A 21355-nucleotide genomic window follows, 5' to 3' on the forward strand; every position below is an offset into this window, starting at 1 on the left:
TTCGCCGTGGACCGGCATCAGGTTCTTCGGCTTGCAGATGTTGTAGAAGTACAGCAGCTCGCCGGCCGAGGCGTGGCCCGAGACGTGGACCTTGGCGTTGCCCTTGTGGATGACGTTGGCGCCCCAGCGGGTCAGGCCGTTGATCACGCGGTAGACCGCGTTCTCGTTGCCCGGGATCAGCGACGAGGCCAGGATGACGGTGTCGCCCTGGACGATGCGGATCTGGTGGTCGCGGTTGGCCATGCGCGAGAGGGCGGCCATCGGCTCGCCCTGGGAGCCGGTGCACACGAGGACCACTTCGTGGTCGGGGAGGTCGTCGAGGGTCTTCACGTCGACGACCAGGCCGGCCGGGACCCTCAGGTAGCCCAGGTCGCGGGCGATGCCCATGTTTCTGACCATCGAGCGGCCGACGAAGGCGACGCGCCTGCCGTACTCGTGGGCCGCGTCGAGGATCTGCTGGATGCGGTGCACGTGACTGGCGAAGCTCGCCACGATGATGCGCTTCTGGGCGTTCGCGAAGACCGTGCGCAGGACGTTCGAGATGTCGCGCTCGGGCGGGACGAAGCCCGGAACCTCGGCGTTCGTCGAGTCGGAGAGGAGGAGGTCGATGCCCTCCTCGCCGAGCTTGGCGAACTTCGGGAGGTCGGTGAGGCGGCGGTCCAGGGGCAGCTGGTCCATCTTGAAGTCGCCGGTGTGGACGACCATGCCCGCCGGGGTGCGGATGGCGACGGCCAGCGCGTCCGGGATGGAGTGGTTGACCGCCACGAACTCGCAGTCGAAGGGACCGACGCGCTCGCGGTGCCCCTCGGTGACCTCGAGGGTGTACGGGCGGATGCGGTGCTCCTGGAGCTTCGCCTCGATGAGGGCGAGCGTCAGCTTGGAGCCGATCAGCGGGATGTCCTGCTTCAGGCGGAGCAGGAAGGGGACGCCGCCGATGTGGTCCTCGTGGCCGTGCGTGAGCACGATGCCCTCGATGTCGTCGAGGCGGTCCTTGATGGACGTGAAGTCCGGCAGGATCAGGTCGATGCCGGGCTGCTCCTCCTCGGGGAAGAGGACACCGCAGTCGACGATGAGCAGGCGGCCGCCGTACTCGAAGACCGTCATGTTGCGGCCGATCTCGCCGAGACCGCCGAGCGGGGTGACGCGCAGACCGCCCTTGGGGAGCTTCGGCGGGGTACCGAGTTCGGGATGCGGATGACTCAAAAGACTCTCCTCACCACACACGCCACGTACCGCTGAGGCACGTGGCGCGCGTGACATTCGTGCACTTGCTGTTGTGTGTGGGATTCCTGCGTATTCAGTTGTGAAGTCTTTGTCAGAGCTCTACGCCACCGGCCGCGAGATCGCGCTTGAGCTGTGCCTCTTCGTCCGGCGTCAGCTCCACCATGGGCAGGCGCAGGAGGCCGGCGGGCAGGCCCTGGAGGGCGAGCGCGGCCTTGGTGGTCATGACGCCCTGGGTGCGGAACATGCCGGTGTAGACCGGGAGCAGCCGCTGGTGGATCTCCGTCGCCTTGCGGACGTCGCCGGCGAGGTGTGCTTCGAGGAGCGCGCGCAGCTCGGGGGTGACCACGTGGCCGACGACCGAGACGAAGCCGACGGCGCCGACGGACAGCAGCGGGAGGTTCAGCATGTCGTCGCCGGAGTACCAGGCGAGGCCGCTCTGGGCGATGGCCCAGCTGGCGCGGCCGAGGTCGCCCTTGGCGTCCTTGTTGGCGACGATCCGCGGGTGCTCGGCCAGGCGGACGAGCGTCTCGGTGTTGATGGGCACACCGCTGCGGCCCGGGATGTCGTAAAGCATCACGGGGAGCCCGGTGGCGTCGGCGATGGCCGTGAAGTGGCGGAGCAGGCCCTCTTGCGGGGGCTTGTTGTAGTACGGCGTCACCGCGAGCAGGCCGTGCGCGCCGGTGCGCTCGGCGGCGCGGGCCAGCTCGAGGCTGTGGCGGGTGTCGTTCGTACCGACACCGGCGACGACGTGGGCCCGGTCTCCTACGGCCTCCAGTACGGCACGTACGAGGTCGTTTTTCTCCGCGTCGCTGGTGGTCGGGGACTCGCCGGTGGTGCCGTTGACGATCAGCCCGTCGTTGCCGGCGTCCACGAGGTGGGCGGCGAGGCGCTGGGCGCCGTCGAGGTCGAGTGCGCCGTCAGCCGTGAAGGGCGTGACCATGGCGGTGAGGACCCGCCCGAAGGGGGTCTGCGAAGTGGAGATCGGAGCCATGGGTAACACGCTACTCGCTGCTCAACGCGTGGTGTCCCCTCGGGGGAGGTCAGACATGGGGGAAGTGGAACCCGACACTGCCTGCTCGGGGGTTCAAGCAGTGCCGGGTCCGTTTGATCAGCCTAGATGAAATTCTCGAACTGCGGCAATACGGACACTTCGGACGGTGGATCCGTACATCAGTCCTCGGGCCGGTGCGCGGGCCCTACGGCGCGACCCGTCCGTTGGCGTTGAAGGCCGCGTAGGTGAGGGGCATGAGCCCGGCCCAGTGGGCCTCCATCTGCTCTCCCACCATCTCGATCTCGCGCTGCGGGAAGGACGGCACCCTGGCCAGCTCGTGCTGGGTGCGCAGGCCGAGGAAGTGCATGAGGGACCGGGCATTACAGGTGGCGTACATCGAGGAGTACAGACCGACGGGGAGGACCGCGCGGGCGACCTCTCGGGCCACTCCGGCGGCCAGCATCTCCTGGTACGCCTCGTACGCCTGGCGGTAGGAGTCCTCCATGGCGCGGGTCGTGAGCTTCTGCTGCTCCGGGGTGCCCTCGACGAACTCGTACTTGCCCGGGCGGCCCTGCTGGACGAGCTTGCGGGACTCACCGGGGACGTAGAAGACCGGCTCCAGCTCCCTGTAGCGACCGGATTCCTCGTTGTACGACCATCCGACGCGGTGGCGCATGAACTCGCGGAAGACGAAGATCGGGGCACTGATGAAGAAGGTCATCGAGTTGTGCTCGAAGGGGCTGCCGTGGCGGTCCCGCATCAGGTAGTTGATGAGGCCCTTGGAGCGCTCCGGGTCCTTGCTCAGCTCCTCCAGGGACTGCTCGCCGGCGGTCGAGACACGGGCGGCCCACAGCACGTCGGAGTCACTGGCGGTGTGCTTCACCAGTTCGACGGTCACCTCGCTGCGGAACGTGGGCTCGGCGGTCTCGGTGGGGGTGCCATCAGGGGTAACAGTCACCGGCGGGGTCCTTCCATGTACATCGCTCGGGCGCCCCACACTCTACGGGCCGGGACCGACAGTGACGGCCGGTCGGGTGCCGGGCGGCACCGGGGGGACATTGTTCGGCCGATTCAGGGAAATCGGGCACCAAGCGACAGCTTTGTGCGTCTGTCCCTGTAGAAGCCCTGGTACCAGATCAAAAACTTAAAGGAGTGAGCGCCCCATGTTGCGCCGGCGAGAGTCCGTCCCCTTCGCATTCGTTGCCGAGGCCGACCGATTCCGCAGTAACGTCACCCCTCCGCCCCCCGAACGTCCGAGCGTGTCCCAGGTCGTGGGACGTACGCTCATCGGTCTCACCGTCGTCGCCGGACTGGTGGGATCGCTGCTCTTCGGCGTTCCCGCGCTCGATCCGGCGCAGGCTCCGGCCGCGACGCAGAAGTCCGAAGCCGCTGATGGGCGCTGACTCGTCCGGGCCCCCTGAGGTGGCCCGGCGAAGACCTCCTCGGTAGCCTCACCGGGCACAGCCCAATCGAGCGTGCTGGTGAGTGAGGATCAGTCGTGCCCCTGCCTTTCCTGACGGCCGACCGTGCTTTCGATGTGACCGGTGAGACGTCCGACGATGTCGCACTGCCCTTCGACGACCACGATCAATGGCGCCGACCCTACCGTCCGGGACCCTGGCGCGTCGGAGCGGCAGCCCTGCTGCTGCTCCTCGCGTCCTTCGTCCTGCTGGCTGCGATGATCATCGCCTTCACGGGGGCGATGCCGGGCGCCGGGGCCTGTCTGGGCCTCGCCGTGGTCATGATCGCCTGCGCGCTGCGGCTGCTGCGTGTCGGTGCGTGGGTCAGCCGGCACGGTCTGCGGCGCGTGGGGTTCTTCTCGACGACCACGGTGCCGTGGGCCCGGGCGACGACCGTACGTACGGTCCAGCAGCCGGTGCGGTGGCTGGGGCTGCCGCGCACGGTGCAGGGGCAGGCGCTCGTACTGTTCCGTTCGAGCGGTGAGCGGCTTCAGCTGCTCACCGATCACAACGCGGACTTCCTGTCGCGGGTGGAAGCGTTCGACCGGGCCGCCGACACGGTGGAAGCCTGGGGCGACGAGTACCGGCCCGGGTGAGTCCCGGCAAGGCATGCGAAAGGGGGCGTCCGGCCGGACGCCCCCTTTCGCATGGGTCTACTTGCCTTCGTGGAGCGCGATCGCCCGCTGCATCGCCTTGCGCGCCCGCGGGGTGTCCCGCGCGTCGTGGTAGGCGACGGCGAGACGGAACCAGGAGCGCCAGTCGTCCGGGGCGTCCTCGGTCTCCGCGCGGCGGCGGGCGAAGACCTCGTCGGCCGAGTCGCGGTCGATGCGCCCACCGGGCGTACGTACCAGCTCGTCGACGGGCAGGCCGCCCTCCGCCTCCAGCTTCGCGGACAGCGCGTCCGCCTTGCGGGCGAACTGTGTCGTGTGCCAGAGGAACCAGGTGCCGATGGCCGGGAGGACCAGCACCGCGACGCCGAAGGTGACGGTGAGGGCGGTGCCTTCCCGGATGAGGAAGTACCCCCTGCTGCCGGCCAGGACGAAGTAGACGACCAGGACGGCGGCGAGGACGAAGTACGTGATCTTTGCGCGCATGGGTGCAGCTGCCGTCAGTTCAGGTCGAGGAAGTTTTCCAGGCCGAAGGTGAGGCCGGGAGTGGTCACCACGCGGCGCGCGCCGAGCAGGATGCCCGGCATGAAGCTGCTGTGGTGCAGGGAGTCGTGGCGGATCGTCAGCGTCTCGCCCTCGCCGCCGAGGAGTACTTCCTGGTGGGCGAGGAGACCGCGCAGCCGGATGGCGTGCACGGGTACGCCGTCCACGTCCGCGCCCCGGGCGCCGTCGAGCGCCGTGGTGGTGGCGTCGGGCTGGGGGGCGCTGCCGGCCTCGGCGCGCGCCGCCGCGATGAGCTGGGCGGTGCGGGTCGCGGTGCCGGAGGGGGCGTCGGCCTTGTTCGGGTGGTGCAGCTCGACGACCTCGACGGACTCGAAGTACGGGGCCGCCTGCTGGGCGAACTTCATGGTCAGGACGGCGCCGATGGAGAAGTTCGGCGCGATGAGCACGCCGGTCTCCGGGAAGGTCTCCAGCCAGGAGCGGAGCTGCGCGAGGCGTTCGTCGGTCCAGCCGGTGGTGCCGACGACGGCGTGGATGCCGTGGCGTACGCAGAAGTCGAGGTTGCCCATCACCGACGCGGGGGTGGTGAGCTCGACGACGACCTGGGCGTCCGCTTCGACGAGGGCTTCGAGCTTGTCGCCCCGGCTCAGCGCCGCCACGAGTTCCATGTCTTCCGCGGCCTCGATGGCCCGTACGGCCTCGGAGCCGATACGGCCCTTGGCTCCGAGAACGGCCACGCGCAGCTTGCTCATTGCTTGCTTCTTTCTGGAGGGCTCTAGGCGACTGATTCGTGCAGGCGGTCGGCCTGCTTGTCCTTCAGCGGGCCGATGACCGACAGGGACGGCCGGTGGCCCAGGACGTCGGCGGCGACTTCCCGTACCTCGTCGGGTGTCACTGCCGCCATCCGGGCGAGCATGTCGTCGACGGAGATGTGCTCGCCCCAGGCCAGCTCGCTCTTGCCGATGCGGTTCATGAGCGCGCCGGTGTCCTCCAGGCCGAGGACGGTGGAGCCGGAGAGCTGGCCGACGGCGCGGTCGATCTCCTCGTCGGGCAGACCGTTCGCGGCGACCTTCTCCAGCTCGTCGCGGCAGATCTTGAGTACGTCGTGGACCTGGCCGGGGCGGCAGCCGGCGTACACGCCGAACAGGCCGCAGTCGGCGAAGCTGGAGGTGTACGAGTACACGCTGTAGGCCAGGCCGCGCTTCTCCCGTACCTCCTGGAAGAGGCGGGACGACATGCCGCCGCCGAGGGCCGTGTTCAGTACACCGAGCGCCCAGCGGCGGTCGTCGGTGCGGGACAGGCCCGGCATGCCGAGGACGACGTGCGCCTGCTCGGTCTTGCGGTTGAGGTGCTCGACGCGGCCGGCGGTGCGGATGACGCGGGAGCCGTCGCGCGGGTCGAGCGGGACCGCGTCCGTGCGGGACAGGGCGCCGGCGCGCTCGAAGGCCCTGCGGACCTGGCGTACGACGGTGGCGTGGTCGACGTTGCCGGCGGCCGCGACGACGAGGTGCGTCGGGTCGTAGTGCTTCTTGTAGAAGCGGCGGATGCGGTCCGCGGAGAGCGCCTCGACGGTGTCGACGGTGCCGAGGACCGGGCGGCCCAGCGGGGTGTCGCCGAACATCGTTTTGGCGAACAGGTCGTGGACCACGTCGCCCGGGTCGTCCTCGGTCATCGCGATCTCTTCGAGGATGACGCCGCGCTCGGCGTCGACGTCCTCGGCCCTGATCAGGGAGCCCGTCAGCATGTCGCAGACGATGTCGATGGCGAGGGGGAGGTTGGTGTCCAGGACACGTGCGTAGTAGCACGTGTACTCCTTCGCCGTGAAGGCGTTCATCTCGCCGCCGACCGCGTCGATCGCGGACGAGATGTCGAGGGCACTGCGCTTCTCGGTGCCCTTGAAGAGGAGGTGCTCCAGGTAGTGCGTCGCGCCGTTCAGCGCCGGGGTCTCGTCGCGCGAGCCGACGTGCGCCCAGATGCCGAAGGTGGCGGAGCGTACGGAGGGCAGGGTCTCGGTGACGATCCGCAGGCCGCCGGGGAGGGTGGTCCTGCGGACGGTGCCGATGCCGTTCTGGCCCTTGAGCAGTGTTTGGGTACGGGCGACGGCCCGCCCCTCCGAAGAGGTGCGGGCCGTCGTCACGGAACTACGGGATGTCACTGGTCGGCGTCGGCCTTCTGGTCGGCGTCGGTGCCCTCTTCGCCCTCGATCACGGGGACGAGGGAGAGCTTGCCGCGGGAGTCGATCTCGGCGATCTCGACCTGGACCTTCTGGCCCACGCCGAGGACGTCCTCGACGTTCTCCACGCGCTTGCCACCGGCGAGCTTGCGGATCTGCGAGATGTGCAGCAGACCGTCCTTGCCGGGCATCAGGGAGACGAAGGCACCGAAGGTGGTGGTCTTGACGACCGTACCCAGGTAGCGCTCGCCGACCTCCGGCATGGTCGGGTTCGCGATCGCGTTGATCGTCGCGCGGGCCGCCTCGGCCTGCGAGCCGACCTGGGCACCGATGTAGATGGTGCCGTCGTCCTCGATCGTGATGTCCGCGCCGGTGTCCTCCTGGATCTGGTTGATCATCTTGCCCTTGGGGCCGATGACCTCACCGATCTTGTCCACGGGGATCTTGACGGTGATGATCCGCGGGGCGTTGGGGGACATCTCGTCCGGCGTGTCGATCGCTTCCATCATCACGTCGAGGATGTGGAGGCGGGCGTCGCGGGCCTGCTTGAGGGCCGCGGCCAGGACGGAGGCCGGAATGCCGTCCAGCTTGGTGTCGAGCTGGAGGGCGGTGACGAATTCCTTCGTACCGGCGACCTTGAAGTCCATGTCACCGAACGCGTCCTCGGCACCGAGGATGTCGGTGAGGGCGACGTAGTGCGTCTTGCCGTCGATCTCCTGCGAGATCAGGCCCATGGCGATACCGGCGACGGGGGCCTTGAGGGGCACACCGGCGTTCAGCAGCGACATGGTGGAGGCGCAGACGGAGCCCATGGACGTCGAGCCGTTGGAGCCGAGAGCCTCGGACACCTGGCGGATCGCGTACGGGAACTCCTCGCGCGTCGGCAGCACCGGCACGATGGCGCGCTCGGCGAGCGCGCCGTGGCCGATCTCGCGGCGCTTGGGCGAGCCCACGCGGCCGGTCTCACCGACGGAGTACGGCGGGAAGTTGTAGTTGTGCATGTAGCGCTTGCGGGTCACCGGGGAAAGAGTGTCCAGCTGCTGCTCCATCCGGAGCATGTTGAGGGTGGTGACGCCCAGGATCTGGGTCTCCCCACGCTCGAACAGCGCCGAACCGTGCACGCGCGGGATGGCCTCGACCTCGGCGGCGAGCGTACGGATGTCCGTGACGCCGCGGCCGTCGATGCGGACCTTGTCCTTGATGACGCGCTCACGGACCAGGTGCTTGGTCAGCGCGCGGTACGCACCGGAGATCTCCTTCTCGCGGCCCTCGAAGGCCGGGAGCAGCTTCCCCGCCGCGATCTCCTTGATGCGGTCCAGCTCGGCCTCGCGGTCCAGCTTGCCGACGATGGTGAGCGCCTGCGTGAGCTCCGACTTGACGGCGGCGGTCAGCGCCTCCAGCACGTCGTCCTGGTACTCGAGGAAGACCGGGAAGTCGCCGGTGGGCTTGGCGGCCTTGGCGGCGAGGTCCGACTGGGCCTTGCAGAGAACCTTGACGAACGGCTTGGCGGCCTCGAGGCCGGCCGCGACGATCTCCTCGGTCGGCGCCTCGGCACCGTCCGCGACGAGCTGGATCGTCTTCTCGGTGGCCTCGGCCTCGACCATCATGATCGCGACGTCGCCGTCCTCCAGGACGCGGCCCGCGACGACCATGTCGAAGACGGCGTCCTCGAGCTCGGTGTGCGTCGGGAAGGCGACCCACTGGCCCTTGATCAGGGCGACGCGGGTGGCGCCGATCGGGCCGGAGAAGGGCAGGCCCGCCAGGATCGTGGAGCAGGAGGCGGCGTTGATCGCGACCACGTCGTACAGGTGGTCGGGGTTGAGCGCCATGATCGTCTCGACGATCTGGATCTCGTTGCGCAGGCCCTTCTTGAAGGAGGGGCGCAGCGGGCGGTCGATCAGGCGGCAGGTGAGGATCGCGTCCTCGGAGGGCCGGCCCTCACGACGGAAGAAGGAGCCGGGGATCTTGCCGGCTGCGTACATCCGCTCCTCGACGTCCACCGTGAGGGGGAAGAAGTCGAGCTGGTCCTTGGGCTTCTTCGAAGCGGTGGTGGCCGACAGCACCATGGTGTCGTCGTCCAGGTACGCCACGGCGGAGCCGGCGGCCTGCTTGGCCAGGCGGCCCGTCTCGAAGCGGATGGTGCGGGTGCCGAAGGAACCGTTGTCAATGACGGCCTCGGCGTAGTGGGTCTCGTTCTCCACTAGCGTTATCTCCTGATACTTAGCGTCTTTCGTCCCCTCGCCCGTGTGGCACGGGGACGGTGGTGGAGAAGCGCTTCTGCTGCGGGGCCGGTCTTCGATCGAAGACCCCGGTGTCGCTGTGCTCCGGGGGCCACTACCGAGGACCGGCGGCGGGGAAGCCGCTTCTCGCTCGTTCTGTGTTCCGTTGTACGACCAGACTACTGAGCGTCCGGTCCGTCACGCACGTACAGCAAAGGGAGCGGTCCCCTGGAAGTGGGGTACCGCTCCCTTCACGACGTCCGTCTTACTTGGCGCCGCCGGCCGCGCCACGGCGGATGCCGAGGCGGTCGACCAGGGCACGGAAGCGCTGGATGTCCTTCTTGGCCAGGTACTGCAGCAGGCGGCGGCGCTGGCCGACCAGGATGAGCAGACCACGGCGGGAGTGGTGGTCGTGCTTGTGCGTCTTCAGGTGCTCGGTCAGGTCCGAGATCCGGCGCGAAAGCATGGCGACCTGGACCTCGGGGGAGCCGGTGTCGCCTTCCTTCTGAGCGAACTCGGTCATGATCTGCTTCTTCGTAGCGGCGTCGAGCGGCACGCGTACTCCTCTTGGTCTTCGTATTGCCATCGAGTGCCCCAGGTCGAATTCTCTGGGGAGCTTCCGTTACTCGGGAGGCGGGGATCCGCTGGGCGCAGCCTCCGGGTGTCCGGGGGCGCATACACAAGCGGCCGTCATGCAGCTTACCAGCAGATGCGAGCGCCCCCGACGGCGGCCCGTGAGGGCCGGACCGGCGGGGGCGTACGGGTGCGGATCAGACGCCGCCGCGGACCTTGGCATAGACGTCGAGAACCGCCAGGCAGATCGGGATCAGGGAGAGCAGGACCAGCGAGTCCGCCAGGTCCAGCATGCGCCCCCAGAAGGGTGACAGGCCCTTCTTCGGAACGATCAGTCCGATCGCGATCAGGAGCATCGCGCCCGCAGCGACCGAGGCGCCGAGCCACAGGGTCCGTACGTCGACGGCTCCGGAGTCGCCCTGGGCCAGGTCGACGAGGATCTGGGTCGGGGGCGAGATCGCGAGGCCGAGGATCAGCAGGCCGGTGGTGAGGACGCCGGCCACCAGGAGGCAGGTGACCTGCGCGGTGTAGCGGAACAGCCGCGCCCGGAGCATCGCGGCCAGCGCGGTGACCAGGGCCATCAGCTGGGCCCAGCCGCTGTCGCTGAAGCCGAGGACGGCGCCGCCCGCACCGAGGATGACGACGGCGCAGCCGCCGACGAGGCCGAGCAGCAGTTCGTGGCCTCGGCTGGTCTGGGCGACGATGCGCTGTACGTCGACGGCTTCGAGGTTGCCCTCCTGGCCCTCGCGGCGGGCCCTGGCGAGGTCCTCGGGGTTGCGGAAGCCGATGGGCAGCTTGGCGAAGCGGGCCGACCAGCCGGGCAGGAAGCCGACGACGGCGAGTGCCACGACGGAGGTGACGGCGGCGATCTCGCGGGGCTGGGCCTCGGTGAGTACTCCGCCGAACGCGGCCAGGGTGCCGATCGCGGCGGCCAGCGCGGCGGCGACGAACGGGGCGTCCCCCTGCGGCAGCAGCATGATCAGTACGACGGAGAAGATCAGGACGGCGACGCAGCCGACCAGGAACTGGAGCCGGCCGGGACCTTCACCGGCGTCCTGCGGGATGACGCCGGAGCCGGCGATGAGCGCGTGCGGCAGGGCGGCGATGCCCAGGGCCACGGCGGACGCCCTGTCGTCGTACACCCGGCCGCGTACACCCGCGAGAGCCGTCAGCGTCAGCGCGACCACTCCGGCGACGATGCCCTGGAGGCCGTGCATGTCGTGCCGCAGCGGGTCGGCGAACCAGAACACGAAGCCGAGCATCGCCAGCAGCAGTACGCCGGAGACGAGCCCCGCGACCCGCATCAGGTTGTCGTTCCAGCCGCGGAGGTCCTGCTTGACCGCGGTGGCGACCGCGTCGACCACGTCGTCGTGGACGGCCGGCGGCAGCGAATCGGCGAACGTGCGCAGCAGCAGCACCTCGCCGTCCCTGACCCGGTGCTCGAGCAACGACCGGCTCGCGTCCAGCACATGGCCGTCGCGGCGCACGAGGTGGTAGCCGGCGAGGCTGCCGTCGGACTGGACCATGCCCGAAAGCCTGATGATCTCCGGATAGATGTCCTGGATCGGCAGGTCCTCCGGCAGCGCCACATCGATACGACTGTCCGGAGCTGCGACGGTGACTCGGCAGAAACCCGTCGATGTGCCCGTGCTCACCTGGTAGTTCCCCCTGCTAGACAAGCTTCTTTACGCCGCTCGTACGACGCGGAGCGCCACCTTATCGTTCGCCCCGGCGGGCACAGGTCCCGCCTCCCTCATTCCTCCCCGGACTCCCCCGCATCTCCACGCGCCTGCCTCCCGGCGGGCTCTGGCGTGACAGTAGGATCAGCGGCTACGCGTGCCTGCTCTTCAGGCCGGGGGTCCGGGGGTTGCACCCGGGAAGACACAGCAATCGCGAAGGATGAGTGCATCGGTGAGCGTCGTCATCATCAAACGGCAGCCGCGGATCCAGCCGCCTGCTGTCCCGGACGGCGAGGTCAAACTGGAGACACCGCCGGAGATTCCGCGGGAGGGCGACGACAGTGTGCTGATGAACCTGCTGCCGATGTTCGGCATGCTGGGTTCCGTCGGCTTCTTCTTCATGCCCAACCTGCCTTCCTATATGCGGGTGGTGGGCGGTCTGATGCTGGCATCGACCCTCGCCATGGCCATCGCCCAGTTCGCCAAGTCCCGTCAGGGCGGCGGCGCGGGGATGGCGCAGGACCGGCGTGACTACTTCCGCTACCTGGAGCAGGTCCGCAAGGACGTGCACAAGACGGCCGAACTCCAGCGGCGTACACAGCTGTTCCAGCACCCCGACCCGGACCAGTTGTGGGCGCTGGCCGCCGACGGCAAGCGACTGTGGGAACGGCGCCCGACCGACGCCGACTTCGCGTCGGTACGGATAGGGCTCGGCAGCCAGCAGCTGGCGACTCCGCTCGCCGCTCCGGAGACCGCGCCGAAGGAGGAGCTGGAGCCGCTGACGGCGGCGGCCATGAAGGCGTTCCTCGACGCGCACGGAAGCCTCGCCGATCTGCCGGTGTCGGTTTCGCTGCGCGCCTTCTACCACGTGGCACTGGCCGGGGACACCGAGACCGTCTACGGCAACGCCCGTGCGGCTATCGCGCAGCTCACCACGCTGCACTCGCCCGAGGACCTGATGGTCGCCGTGGTCGCGCACCCCTCCGCCGCGGCGGACTGGGACTGGATCAAGTGGCTGCCGCACAGCCAGCACCCGAAGGCCAAGGACGGCGCGGGTTCGGCCCGGCTCCTCTTCGACGACCTCGGTGAGCTGGAGGAGGCGCTGGAGGACCAGCTTGCCGACCGGCCGCGCTGGAACCGGGACGCGAACCCGGTGTACGACCAGCCGCACCTGATCGTGGTGCTCGACGGCGGGACCGTACCGCCGGACTCCGGACTCGCCGGCGCGGAGGGGCTTCAGGGCGTCACGTTCCTGGAGATCTCCCCCGGGGAGCTGGAGGACGAACTCCGGGGCAACCTGACGGCGTATCTGAAGCCGGACCGCATGAAGCTGTTCGTGGGCCACGAGTCGGCGTACAACGGCAAGCCGGACGTGCTCAGCCCGGAGCAGGCCGAGTCGCTGGCGAGGCAGCTCGCCGCCTTCCGGGTCGGCACGGCCGAGGAGGGCGAACCGCTCCTCTCCAACCTCGACTTCACCGACCTCATGGGCATCGGCGACGCCGGTTCCGTCGACGTCTCGCGCACCTGGCGTCCGCGCACGCTGCACGAGCGGCTGCGGGTGCCGATCGGTGTCGGCGAGAACGGCGAGCCGGTCATGCTCGACCTCAAGGAAGCCTCGCAGGAGGGCATGGGCCCGCACGGCCTGTGCGTCGGCGCGACCGGCTCCGGCAAGTCCGAGGTGCTGCGTACGCTGGTGCTCGGTCTCGCGGTGACGCACTCCTCGGAGACGCTGAACTTCATCCTCGCCGACTTCAAGGGCGGCGCGACCTTCGCGGGCATGGTGGACATGCCGCACACCGCGGCCGTCATCACCAACCTGGCGGACGACCTGACGCTCGTCGACCGCATGCGCGACTCGATCATGGGTGAGATGCAGCGCCGCCAGGAGCTGCTGCGTACCGCCGGCAACTACGCGAACATCCACGACTACGAGAAGGCGCGTGCGGCCGGTGCCGCGCTCGAACCGCTGGCCTCGCTGGTGATCGTGCTCGACGAGTTCTCCGAACTCCTCACCGCCAAGCCGGACTTCATCGACATGTTCATCCAGATCGGCCGTATCGGCCGTTCGCTGGGTGTGCACCTGCTGCTCGCCTCGCAGCGTCTGGAGGAGGGCAAGCTGCGCGGCCTGGACACGTACCTGTCGTACCGGATCGGTCTGCGTACGTTCTCCGCCGCCGAGTCGCGTACGGCGATCGGCGTCCCGGACGCGTACCACCTGCCGTCGATCCCCGGATCCGGGTACCTGCGGTACGACACCGACACCATGGTCCGCTTCAAGGCGGCGTACGTGTCGGGTGCTTACCACGGCGAGGGGCCGTCCCGGGTGCACCGTTCCACCCAGCTGCGGCCGGCGCTGTTCACGGCGCAGCAGGTGGCGCTGCCGCCGCAGCCGGTGGTCGAGGAGCCGGAGGCCGACACCCGCGTGGACGACGCGCTGGCCGACACGGTGTTGGACGTCATCGTCGCCAAGATGGAGAACCAGGGGCCGCCGGCGCACCAGGTGTGGCTGCCGCCGCTGGAGGAGGCGCCCTCGCTGGAGCAGCTGCTGCCGGCGCTGGCCGTCACACCGGAGCGCGGTCTCACCGCGCCGGAGTACACCGCGCTCGGCCGGCTCAACGTACCGGTCGGCCTGGTGGACAAGCCGTTCGAGCAGCGGCGTGACGTGCTGTACCGGGACTTCGCGGGCGGGGCGGGCCACGGTCTGTTCGTGGGCGGTCCGCAGTCCGGCAAGTCGACTCTGCTGCGTACGCTCATCGCGTCGTTCGCCTTCACGCACACGCCGAGCGAGGTGCAGTTCTACTGCCTGGACTTCGGCGGTGGCGGTCTGATCGCCATGGAGGACCTGGCGCACGTCGGTGGAGTCGCGAACCGGCTCGACGGCGAGAAGGTCCGCCGTACGGTCAGCGAGGTCGAGGGCATCCTCAACGCGCGCGAGGAGTACTTCCGCGCGAACAACGTCGACTCGATCCAGACGTACCGGCAGCGCCGGGCGGCCGGGCAGCTGCCCGACCAGCCCTGGGGTGACGTCTTCCTGGTCATCGACGGCTGGGCGACGTTCAAGACCGATTACGAGATGCTCGAGGCGAGCATCACGGACATGGCGATGCGCGGTCTCGGCTTCGGTGTGCACGTGATCCTGACCGCGAGCCGCTACACCGAGGTGCGGCCCGCGCTCAAGGACATGCTCCAGAACCGCATCGAGCTGCGGCTCGGTGACCCGACGGAGTCGGAGATCGACCGCAAGGTCGCGCAGAACGTTCCGGCGTCGGTCCCGGGTCGCGGTCTGACCACGGACAAGCTGCACTTCATGACGGCGTTGCCGCGGGTCGACGGCTCCTCGGAGACGGAGGACCTGGCGGAGGCCACGGCCGTACTCATCCGGGGCATCAACGAGAACTGGCAGGGCAACCCGGCTCCGGCCGTGCGGCTGCTGCCGAGGATCCTGGAGGCGGACCGGCTGCCGAAGGGCTTCGAGCACCCGGAGCGCGGTATAGCCTTCGGTATCGACGAGTCGGCGCTCGCGCCGGTGTTCATCGACTTCGAGACCGATCCGCACTTCATCGTGTTCGGTGAGAGCGAGTCCGGGAAGTCGTCGGTGCTGCGGCTGCTCATCAAGCAGATCACCGAGCGCTACACGCCCGAGCAGGCGAAGATCGTCATGGGTGACTACCGGCGCGCGCACCTGGAGGCCGTACCGGACTCTCACCTGTCGCGCTACTGCGCTTCGGCGCCCGCGCTGACGGAGACGCTGGAGGGCCTGGCCGGGTCGCTGAGCCGGCGTATGCCGGGGCCGGACGTGACGCCGGAGCAGCTGCGCAACCGGAGCTGGTACAACAGCCCGGACGCGTACGTCATCATCGACGACTACGACCTGGTGGCGACCGGCATGAACCCGCTGTCGCCGCTGGTGGAGTACCTGCCGTACGCTCGTGACGTGGGCCTGCACGTCATCATCGCGCGCTCGGCGGGCGGCGCGAGCCGGTCGCTGTACGAGCCGGTGATGCAGCGTCTGAGGGAGCTCGGCGCGCAGGGTCTGGTGATGTCCGGCGACCGGTCGGAGGGCGCGCTGCTCGGCAGCATCACGCCGTCGCAACTGCCGCCGGGGCGCGGGTACTTCCACACGCGTCGGCGCAGTGGGCAGATGGTGCAGACGGGCTGGCTGCCGTCGCGGTTCTGATGTCTTCGGCTGTACGTGTGTGACTGAGGGGTGGTGCCCGGTGGGGGCGCCACCCCTCTTGCCTTGGCCTTGGAGGGGGTGCGGGCCGGGCGTTAGGCTGGCGCTGCGACAGACGTGCGGAGTACCGGGGGGTAGTTGTGGCGGGTGACGACACGATGAGGGCCGACGCGTCGGTGCTCAAGGGCGAGGGCTTCCACATGTTCGAGGTGGGGCAGGACTTCGCCCTCGCCGCGAAGGCGCTGTTCGAGGGACTGAACGGCATCGAGGGCAAGTCGGGCAAGACGCCGCCGTGGGGCGACGACGAGATGGGCGAGCACTTCGGCGTCGTCTACGAGGGTCTGCGCGACGGCATGAGGGAATCGATGCCCAGCCTGGCGCAGCGGATCGCGGGCATGGGGATCAAGTTCACCGCGATGGGCGTGCGGCACGAGAAGCACGAGACCGAGGAAGACGCGAAGTACGCGGCGCTCACGTCGCAGCACGAGGCGGATGGTGGCGCGAAGGTGGATGCCTTCAAGTCGGTGTGAGGTGCCGGTGACGCTGGTGACGCTGGTGATGTGCTGACGGGCTTGCCGGACGTGCATGCGGTCGGTGGTCGGTGGTTGCTGATCGGCGGTCGGTGGTCGGTTTGCGGTCGGCGGCTGGCGGCCGGCGGTCCGTGCAGCACGCGGACTCCTGTCATGCCGCCCGCCCCCGTTTACGATCGACGTCGAGTCCGCACATCCATCTGTTCATTCCCCGGACCCTCTGGCCGACAGCTGTGTCGGCCAGTTACCGCACCGGGCAACGCGAGTCAGGCAAGGACACCACCCATGACCCCGGAGACCCCCGCCCCCGAGCCTCAGGTCCCGCCCACCACTCCCGAGCAGGCTCTGGAAATCGTCCGCAGCCGGTACGCCCAGCCCAAGCTGGCGGACGGCACACCGGCCCCGATGCACGTCCACGAATTCGACATCGGCTACCTGGTGTACGCGACCTACCCGCCAACCACCGACGCGGCCGGCCGACCGCGACCGGCTCAGCCCGGCGGCAGCAAGATCGTGGTGGCCAAGGACACCGGCGAGTCCGTGACCGTACCCAACTACCCGACGGACAAGGCCATCGCGCTGTACCGGCGGCAGCACCAGCCGGGCGAGTAGGGACCGCCGACACCATCGCGGTCGCAGTACGCGCTGCTTGTTCACCGAGTAGCACCAGTCCGGGCACGTCGTCGGACACCCCGAACCAGCCGCAGCAACAGCCTCCGGTGACGGCGACCTCGATCCACACCGTGGCCCCTGGCGAGTACCTGCCCAAAACCCTCCTGGACGGTGGCGGGGTGAACAGGTTCGCAACGTAGAGGACGGAACCGAGGCCCGGAAGGACCCCGGCGAGGCCGTCACCGTCCCCGATACCCCACCCCTCAAGCCATCACGCCGTTGCGCAAGAATCGCTGAACGCACGACCCGTTCAGCAAGTGGCTTCCGCTCGCGGTTCCGACCCGTCGACCGTGTCGCCCATGTGACCGCACCAGCGGAGGACTGGAACTCATGACCGGCTCGACCGACGGCTACGCGCAGCATCCGCACATAGGTGGCCGCACCGCAGCGCTGCGCGCGCTCGCCGCCTGGCGCATGGAGTGGCCGGGCGCGCCACGCGTCATCGCCCTCACCGGCAACCCGGGCAGCGGGCGTTCGCACCTGCTCACCGGGTTCCTCATGATGTGCGACCCGGAGTTCCGCAAGCGGCTGCCGCTGGACGACATGGACCCCTCGACCGTGCCGCCCGAGCTGCCCTCCCCCGCTGTGCCGAGTACCGCAGGGCTGACCGCCGCGCAGGTCCTGTGGCTGGTCGCCGAGCACTACAACCTGGCCGCCACCGCCGTCGACGATGTGTACGCCGAGCTGGCTGCACTCGATCAGGCGGTGACCATCGTCGTTCCGGACGTCGACCGGGCCGGCCCGGTGCGTGCCGCGGGAGAGGCCGCCCGGCTCGTACGCGAGGTGCTCAAGCCGCTCGCCGCCACCGAGACCGTCCGGCTGCTCGTCGACGTACCGCGTCCGCTCGCCGTCGAGCTGGCCGACGGTCTGCCGTACGGGTCGGTGCAGATCATCGATCTCGACGAACCGCAGTGGGCCGACCCGGAGGGTCTCGTACGGCACGCCGAGGCTGCGCTGAGCCCGCAGGCCGCAGCGCCGGCCCTGCCATTCACCGTCGACCCGGCAGCGCGCCACGCACTCGCCGCGGCGATCGGGCGCAGGGCGGGGACCAGTCCGCTGGTCGTGGAACTCGCCGTGGACAGCATCCTCATGGCCCCGGAGGGCTTCGGCCCCGCCGACGAGCAGTACCTGCCCGGTTCCGTGGGCGAGGCCCTCGACCTGCACGCCCGTCGGCTCGGCGCCGACCCGCAGACACTTCGGCTGATACTGGCGCCGCTGGCTCTCGCCGAGGGGGACGGGCTGCCGGTGGAGATGCTGGCGCGGCTCGTCGGCGCGGTCGCGGGGCGGGACATGAGCGAGACCGTCGCGGGCGCGATGACGCTCGCCGGACCGTTCGTCCAGCCCGGGCAGGCGGACGGGGACGGCGGGCCCACGCTGCTGCGCCTACGGCATCCCGCCATCGGCGACGCCGTCCGGGCAGGGCTGCCGAACGTACGCGCCGCTCAGTCACGGACAGCCATGGCGCTGCTCGAAGCGGTGCCGGAGCAGGACTGGGGCAAGGCCGATCCGTACGTACGCGATCACATCGCGGCACACACGCTCGAGGCCGGACTGCTTCCGCAACTCCTCACGGATCCAGGTCTGTTCGTGCACGCCGACCCTGTGCCGCTGCGGGCGGCCGTCGAGGCCGTCTCCGTGGAAGCGCTCGGGGCCCCTGCCCGCACATACCTGCGTACCGCCCCGCTGCTGACCCGCACCCAGGCGCCCACGGTGCTGCGCGCCGCCCTCCTGGAGACCGCCTTCGTCGAGGACGGTCTGCACGAGTACGCCGACGCCGTGCACCGGCTCGGCTTCGACCTGCCCTGGCGGACGCTGTGGAGCCTGCCGGTCACCGGCATCAGCGCGGTGACCGTCGGCAGCCTCCCCGGCCCCGAGGGGTCGGCCACCCCCGTAGCCCTGCTCGTCGTACCCGCGGACACGCCCGGCGCGCGTCCCGTCGGCGCATCCGGCGAGGCGGGCGGATCGTCCGCAGTGCTTGTCCACAGCCTCACAGCACCGGCGACGACACTTCTCGGCGAAGCCGACCCGCAGCAGGTCCGGCTCCCCTCCGAGGACGAACGCGCCGCCGCCCCGCTCGGGCTCAGTCGCGGCGCCGACTATCTGCGGGTGTGGGACCGGGCGAGTGAGGAGGTCTTGGCGGCACTGATCACCGACACCCCCTTCACCGCCGCCGACCTCTCCCCCGACGGTGTCCTCGTCGTCGCCACCGCGCGCGGAGCCAAGGCCCTGCGGATCCGCCCGCGCGCCGCGGAGACGTCTTCGTAGACGTAGCGTCGTCGTAGACCTACGTCGTCCCGCATCCCCCACCACCCTCGAAGGAGCCCCGCGTGATCACCCAGGAGCAGGCGCTCGCCACCGCCGACCGTTGGCTGAACCCCGAAGGTGCGGGGGCGCGCCGTGAGGTCAGGACGCGGGAGTTCGACCTGGGCTGGGTCGTGTGGGCCGCGCCCGCCCCGATGGAGCGTGACCCGGAAACCGGGGAGCGCCGGCCGCCCGCCGAGATCGGCGACGCGTGCGGAGTGGTGGACCGGCGTACCGGTGAGCTGACGGTGTGGCCGTCGGTTCCGGTCGACGAGGTCGTACGGATGTACCGGCACAAGCACGGCGGCGGCAGCGCGTCCGGCGACGGAGCGGACGGGGACGGAGCGGACGGGGACGCCCGCCCGGTGACCGGCCCCGGCAACACCTGCGTCTTCACCTACACCGACCCGGCCACCGGCGAGGAAACGACCCTCTTCCGCAACTCCGGCCCCGGCCTCCCGCCCGCCGAGTACCAGGTGGCGGCCGAGCTGCGCCGCATCGGTGTGCCCCACGACGACGTCCTGGCGATCCACACCGACCTGCGCCCCAGCCTGCTGCCCGGCGGTTACACCGCCGAGCTCCTCAACACGTACAAGAACGCCGCCCTCTCCTGTTCCCAGCCCTACGGCGCCCGCCCCCAGGACCGGGCCGAGGGCATCGCGGGACTGATCCAGCACGTCGAGTTGATGCACCAGGTCGCCGGGCAGCAGCCCCCGCCCCGCCCCCACCGCGTCCCGGTCCCCACGAACGTGCCCCCCGCCGAGCCGATGCACGACGCGGCCCTCGGCCGCCACCTCACCGACGTCTTCGGCACCGACCGGGTACGCCGCTACGAACCCGACGACCTCAGCGCCGGCCAACTGCCGGGTGTGGCATGGTCGTTGCTTACGTCGGCGGGGCTCCCCGCCGACCTGCCCCTGTTCTTCACCGCGGACCGTCCCGACGCTCCACCGGCAGGCGGGCTGTTCACCGACGTGGCCACCAACCTGCGCGAGCGCCGCAGCCCCGCCGGCCAGGAGAGGACCGGCGCGCTCGCACACCTGACCCGCATCGGCTTCGACGGCGTCGCCGTACTCGCCGTACAGTGCCGGCCCGGCCCGAGCGAGCCCACCGGGCTCGGCGCACTCTGGGCAGTCGACCCGGTCACCGCATCCACCCGCTACGTGAACATCTCCCTCGCCGCATACGCCCGCTCCCTCGCCCAGCTCGCCATCACCCGCGAGCAGATGCGAGGGCTCGACCCGGCGGCAGCCGGTGTGGCTGTGGCCGAACTGCAAGAGCAACTGGTCTCCATCGACGCTTCAGCCCTGACGGACCCGGACACCTGGTGGTCACTGATCGTCGAACAGATGTGGCACGGACTGTTCTGAGCAGCCCAGCCCGGCGACCGCCCCCCCTCCGCACACAGGCTGGTCCCCGGGCGGCTCAGCTCTCCGGGGCCTTCTGTGCGACAGAGGAGTACGGGGCCGATCCTGCGGAGGCCGGCTTCCTGGTGTGCGGCTACGTGGGCGACGAGACCACGGATTCCCTCGACGAGATGACGGACTCCCTCTGGGTTGGCAGGGCTGGCAGCCTGTGCTGCCCCGGTGAACCCAGGGGTCAGCGGCGTACGCACACGTGTCCTCAGGGGTGGAGGACGAGGGCCTACGACCGGTGACGCACCGGGGAAACCGCTGCCCGAGCCCGAGCCCTGTCGGCGCACGGTGTGAACATGCGCACCGCAAGCGGGCCGGTACTCAGTAGAGCGAGAATCCGCCGCTGTGGCGCGCCTGGCTCTTCTTCGCGGGCTGCGAAGGCTCCCCGTCCGAGCGCCTGGACTGCGACGACGGGTCCGAGGAAGGTCCGTCAGCCGCGGGCGTCCCTCCCCGTACGATCTGCTCGCGCTCCTCCTCGGAGAGCGACTCCCACTCGCCGCGCAGGGATGCCATGCCACCGCCCAGAGCTCGCGCCACCGAGGGGTCGTCCATGGCCTCGCGCAGCGGGACGCGTCCCGACAGCAACTTCTTCGCCGCGTCCTGAAGGTCCGGGCTCCCGCCGCCGTTGTCCGCCAGCTTGCGCAACGCGGCGTTCAGCGAGCGCATCTGCTCCGGCTCGAGCGCTTCGTCCCACACGCCGCGATCGGCGTCGGGTCCCGATGCCGATCCGGGTCCCGATCCCGGACCCTGGGGATTCCTGGGTTGCTGAGCCATCTCACTTCTCCTCACTTCTCTGTCACCAACCCGAAGTATTCCCCGCAACCCAGTTCAGCTC

Annotated in this window: 17 protein-coding genes (1 of these 17 running past the window's edge); 7 read left to right on the forward strand and 10 right to left on the reverse strand. The window is 69.7% G+C overall.

Annotation, left to right across the window (positions count from 1 at the left end):
- The 3 genes from AS594_RS09625 to thyX form a co-directional block, all read right to left on the reverse strand.
- Positions 1-1203: the 5' portion of a ribonuclease J gene (locus AS594_RS09625; protein ID WP_069926576.1), read on the reverse strand. 483 nt of this gene lie to the left of the window's left edge; only the first 1203 of its 1686 coding nucleotides appear in the window; it begins with the start codon at positions 1201-1203; the stop codon falls past the left edge of the window.
- Positions 1204-1315: 112 nt separating this feature from the next.
- Positions 1316-2215 (reverse strand): 4-hydroxy-tetrahydrodipicolinate synthase, encoded by a 900-nt coding sequence (dapA, locus tag AS594_RS09630; RefSeq protein WP_069933170.1) that lies wholly within the window; start codon positions 2213-2215, stop codon positions 1316-1318.
- Positions 2216-2420: 205 nt separating this feature from the next.
- Complete coding sequence (gene thyX / locus AS594_RS09635) at positions 2421-3173, reverse strand: FAD-dependent thymidylate synthase (protein WP_069926578.1); 753 nt, start codon at positions 3171-3173, stop codon at positions 2421-2423.
- A 205-nt stretch (positions 3174-3378) separates the two neighbouring features.
- On the opposite strand from thyX, the gene AS594_RS09640 reads away from it, so the two are divergent.
- Both AS594_RS09640 and AS594_RS09645 read left to right on the forward strand, forming a co-directional pair.
- Complete coding sequence (locus tag AS594_RS09640; RefSeq protein ID WP_069926579.1) at positions 3379-3618, forward strand: hypothetical protein; 240 nt, start codon at positions 3379-3381, stop codon at positions 3616-3618.
- A gap of 95 nt (positions 3619-3713) precedes the next feature.
- Positions 3714-4271 (forward strand): hypothetical protein, encoded by a 558-nt coding sequence (locus AS594_RS09645; protein ID WP_069926580.1) that lies wholly within the window; start codon positions 3714-3716, stop codon positions 4269-4271.
- Between the two features lie 57 nt (positions 4272-4328).
- Here the strand turns inward: AS594_RS09645 and AS594_RS09650 are convergent, their stop codons facing one another.
- The 6 genes from AS594_RS09650 to eccD form a co-directional block, all read right to left on the reverse strand.
- A complete protein-coding gene (locus tag AS594_RS09650) occupies positions 4329-4769 on the reverse strand; it encodes a tetratricopeptide repeat protein (protein WP_069933169.1) in 441 nt (146 codons plus the stop codon).
- A gap of 14 nt (positions 4770-4783) precedes the next feature.
- Positions 4784-5536: a 4-hydroxy-tetrahydrodipicolinate reductase gene (dapB, locus tag AS594_RS09655; protein ID WP_069926582.1), complete on the reverse strand. Its 753-nt coding sequence runs from the start codon at positions 5534-5536 to the stop codon at positions 4784-4786.
- 23 nt (positions 5537-5559) lie between these two features.
- Positions 5560-6939: a M16 family metallopeptidase gene (locus AS594_RS09660; RefSeq protein WP_069926583.1), complete on the reverse strand. Its 1380-nt coding sequence runs from the start codon at positions 6937-6939 to the stop codon at positions 5560-5562.
- Positions 6936-9158 carry a polyribonucleotide nucleotidyltransferase gene (locus tag AS594_RS09665; RefSeq protein ID WP_069933168.1) on the reverse strand — a complete coding sequence of 741 codons (2223 nt, stop codon included), beginning with the start codon at positions 9156-9158 and terminating at the stop codon, positions 6936-6938. The genes AS594_RS09660 and AS594_RS09665 overlap by 4 nt, the downstream gene beginning before the upstream one ends.
- Before the next feature lie 283 nt (positions 9159-9441).
- Positions 9442-9732, reverse strand: coding sequence for a 30S ribosomal protein S15 (gene rpsO / locus AS594_RS09670; RefSeq protein ID WP_018551846.1), 291 nt, complete (start codon positions 9730-9732; stop codon positions 9442-9444).
- A 214-nt stretch (positions 9733-9946) separates the two neighbouring features.
- Entirely contained in the window at positions 9947-11404 is a 1458-nt protein-coding gene (eccD, locus tag AS594_RS09675) for a type VII secretion integral membrane protein EccD (protein ID WP_069926585.1), read from the reverse strand.
- A 256-nt stretch (positions 11405-11660) separates the two neighbouring features.
- Between eccD and eccCa the strand changes: the two genes are divergently transcribed.
- The 5 genes from eccCa (at position 11661) to AS594_RS09700 (ending at position 20475) form a co-directional block, all read left to right on the forward strand.
- Positions 11661-15605, forward strand: coding sequence for a type VII secretion protein EccCa (eccCa, locus tag AS594_RS09680; RefSeq protein ID WP_069933167.1), 3945 nt, complete (start codon positions 11661-11663; stop codon positions 15603-15605).
- A gap of 155 nt (positions 15606-15760) precedes the next feature.
- Positions 15761-16132, forward strand: a complete 372-nt coding sequence (locus AS594_RS09685; RefSeq protein ID WP_141743792.1) for a hypothetical protein — start codon at positions 15761-15763, stop codon at positions 16130-16132.
- A 285-nt stretch (positions 16133-16417) separates the two neighbouring features.
- Positions 16418-16744 (forward strand): hypothetical protein, encoded by a 327-nt coding sequence (locus AS594_RS09690; RefSeq protein ID WP_069933166.1) that lies wholly within the window; start codon positions 16418-16420, stop codon positions 16742-16744.
- Between the two features lie 390 nt (positions 16745-17134).
- Positions 17135-19069, forward strand: a complete 1935-nt coding sequence (locus tag AS594_RS09695; protein ID WP_069926589.1) for a hypothetical protein — start codon at positions 17135-17137, stop codon at positions 19067-19069.
- Positions 19070-19131: 62 nt separating this feature from the next.
- Positions 19132-20475, forward strand: coding sequence for an SUKH-4 family immunity protein (locus AS594_RS09700; protein ID WP_069926590.1), 1344 nt, complete (start codon positions 19132-19134; stop codon positions 20473-20475).
- 366 nt (positions 20476-20841) lie between these two features.
- Here AS594_RS09700 and AS594_RS09705 read toward each other — a convergent pair whose 3' ends face one another.
- On the reverse strand, positions 20842-21294 hold the full coding sequence (locus tag AS594_RS09705; RefSeq protein WP_141743791.1) for a hypothetical protein: 453 nt from the start codon (positions 21292-21294) through the stop codon (positions 20842-20844).
- Positions 21295-21355 lie beyond the last annotated feature (61 nt).

This window comes from Streptomyces agglomeratus (assembly GCF_001746415.1).
GTDB lineage: Bacteria > Actinomycetota > Actinomycetes > Streptomycetales > Streptomycetaceae > Streptomyces > Streptomyces agglomeratus.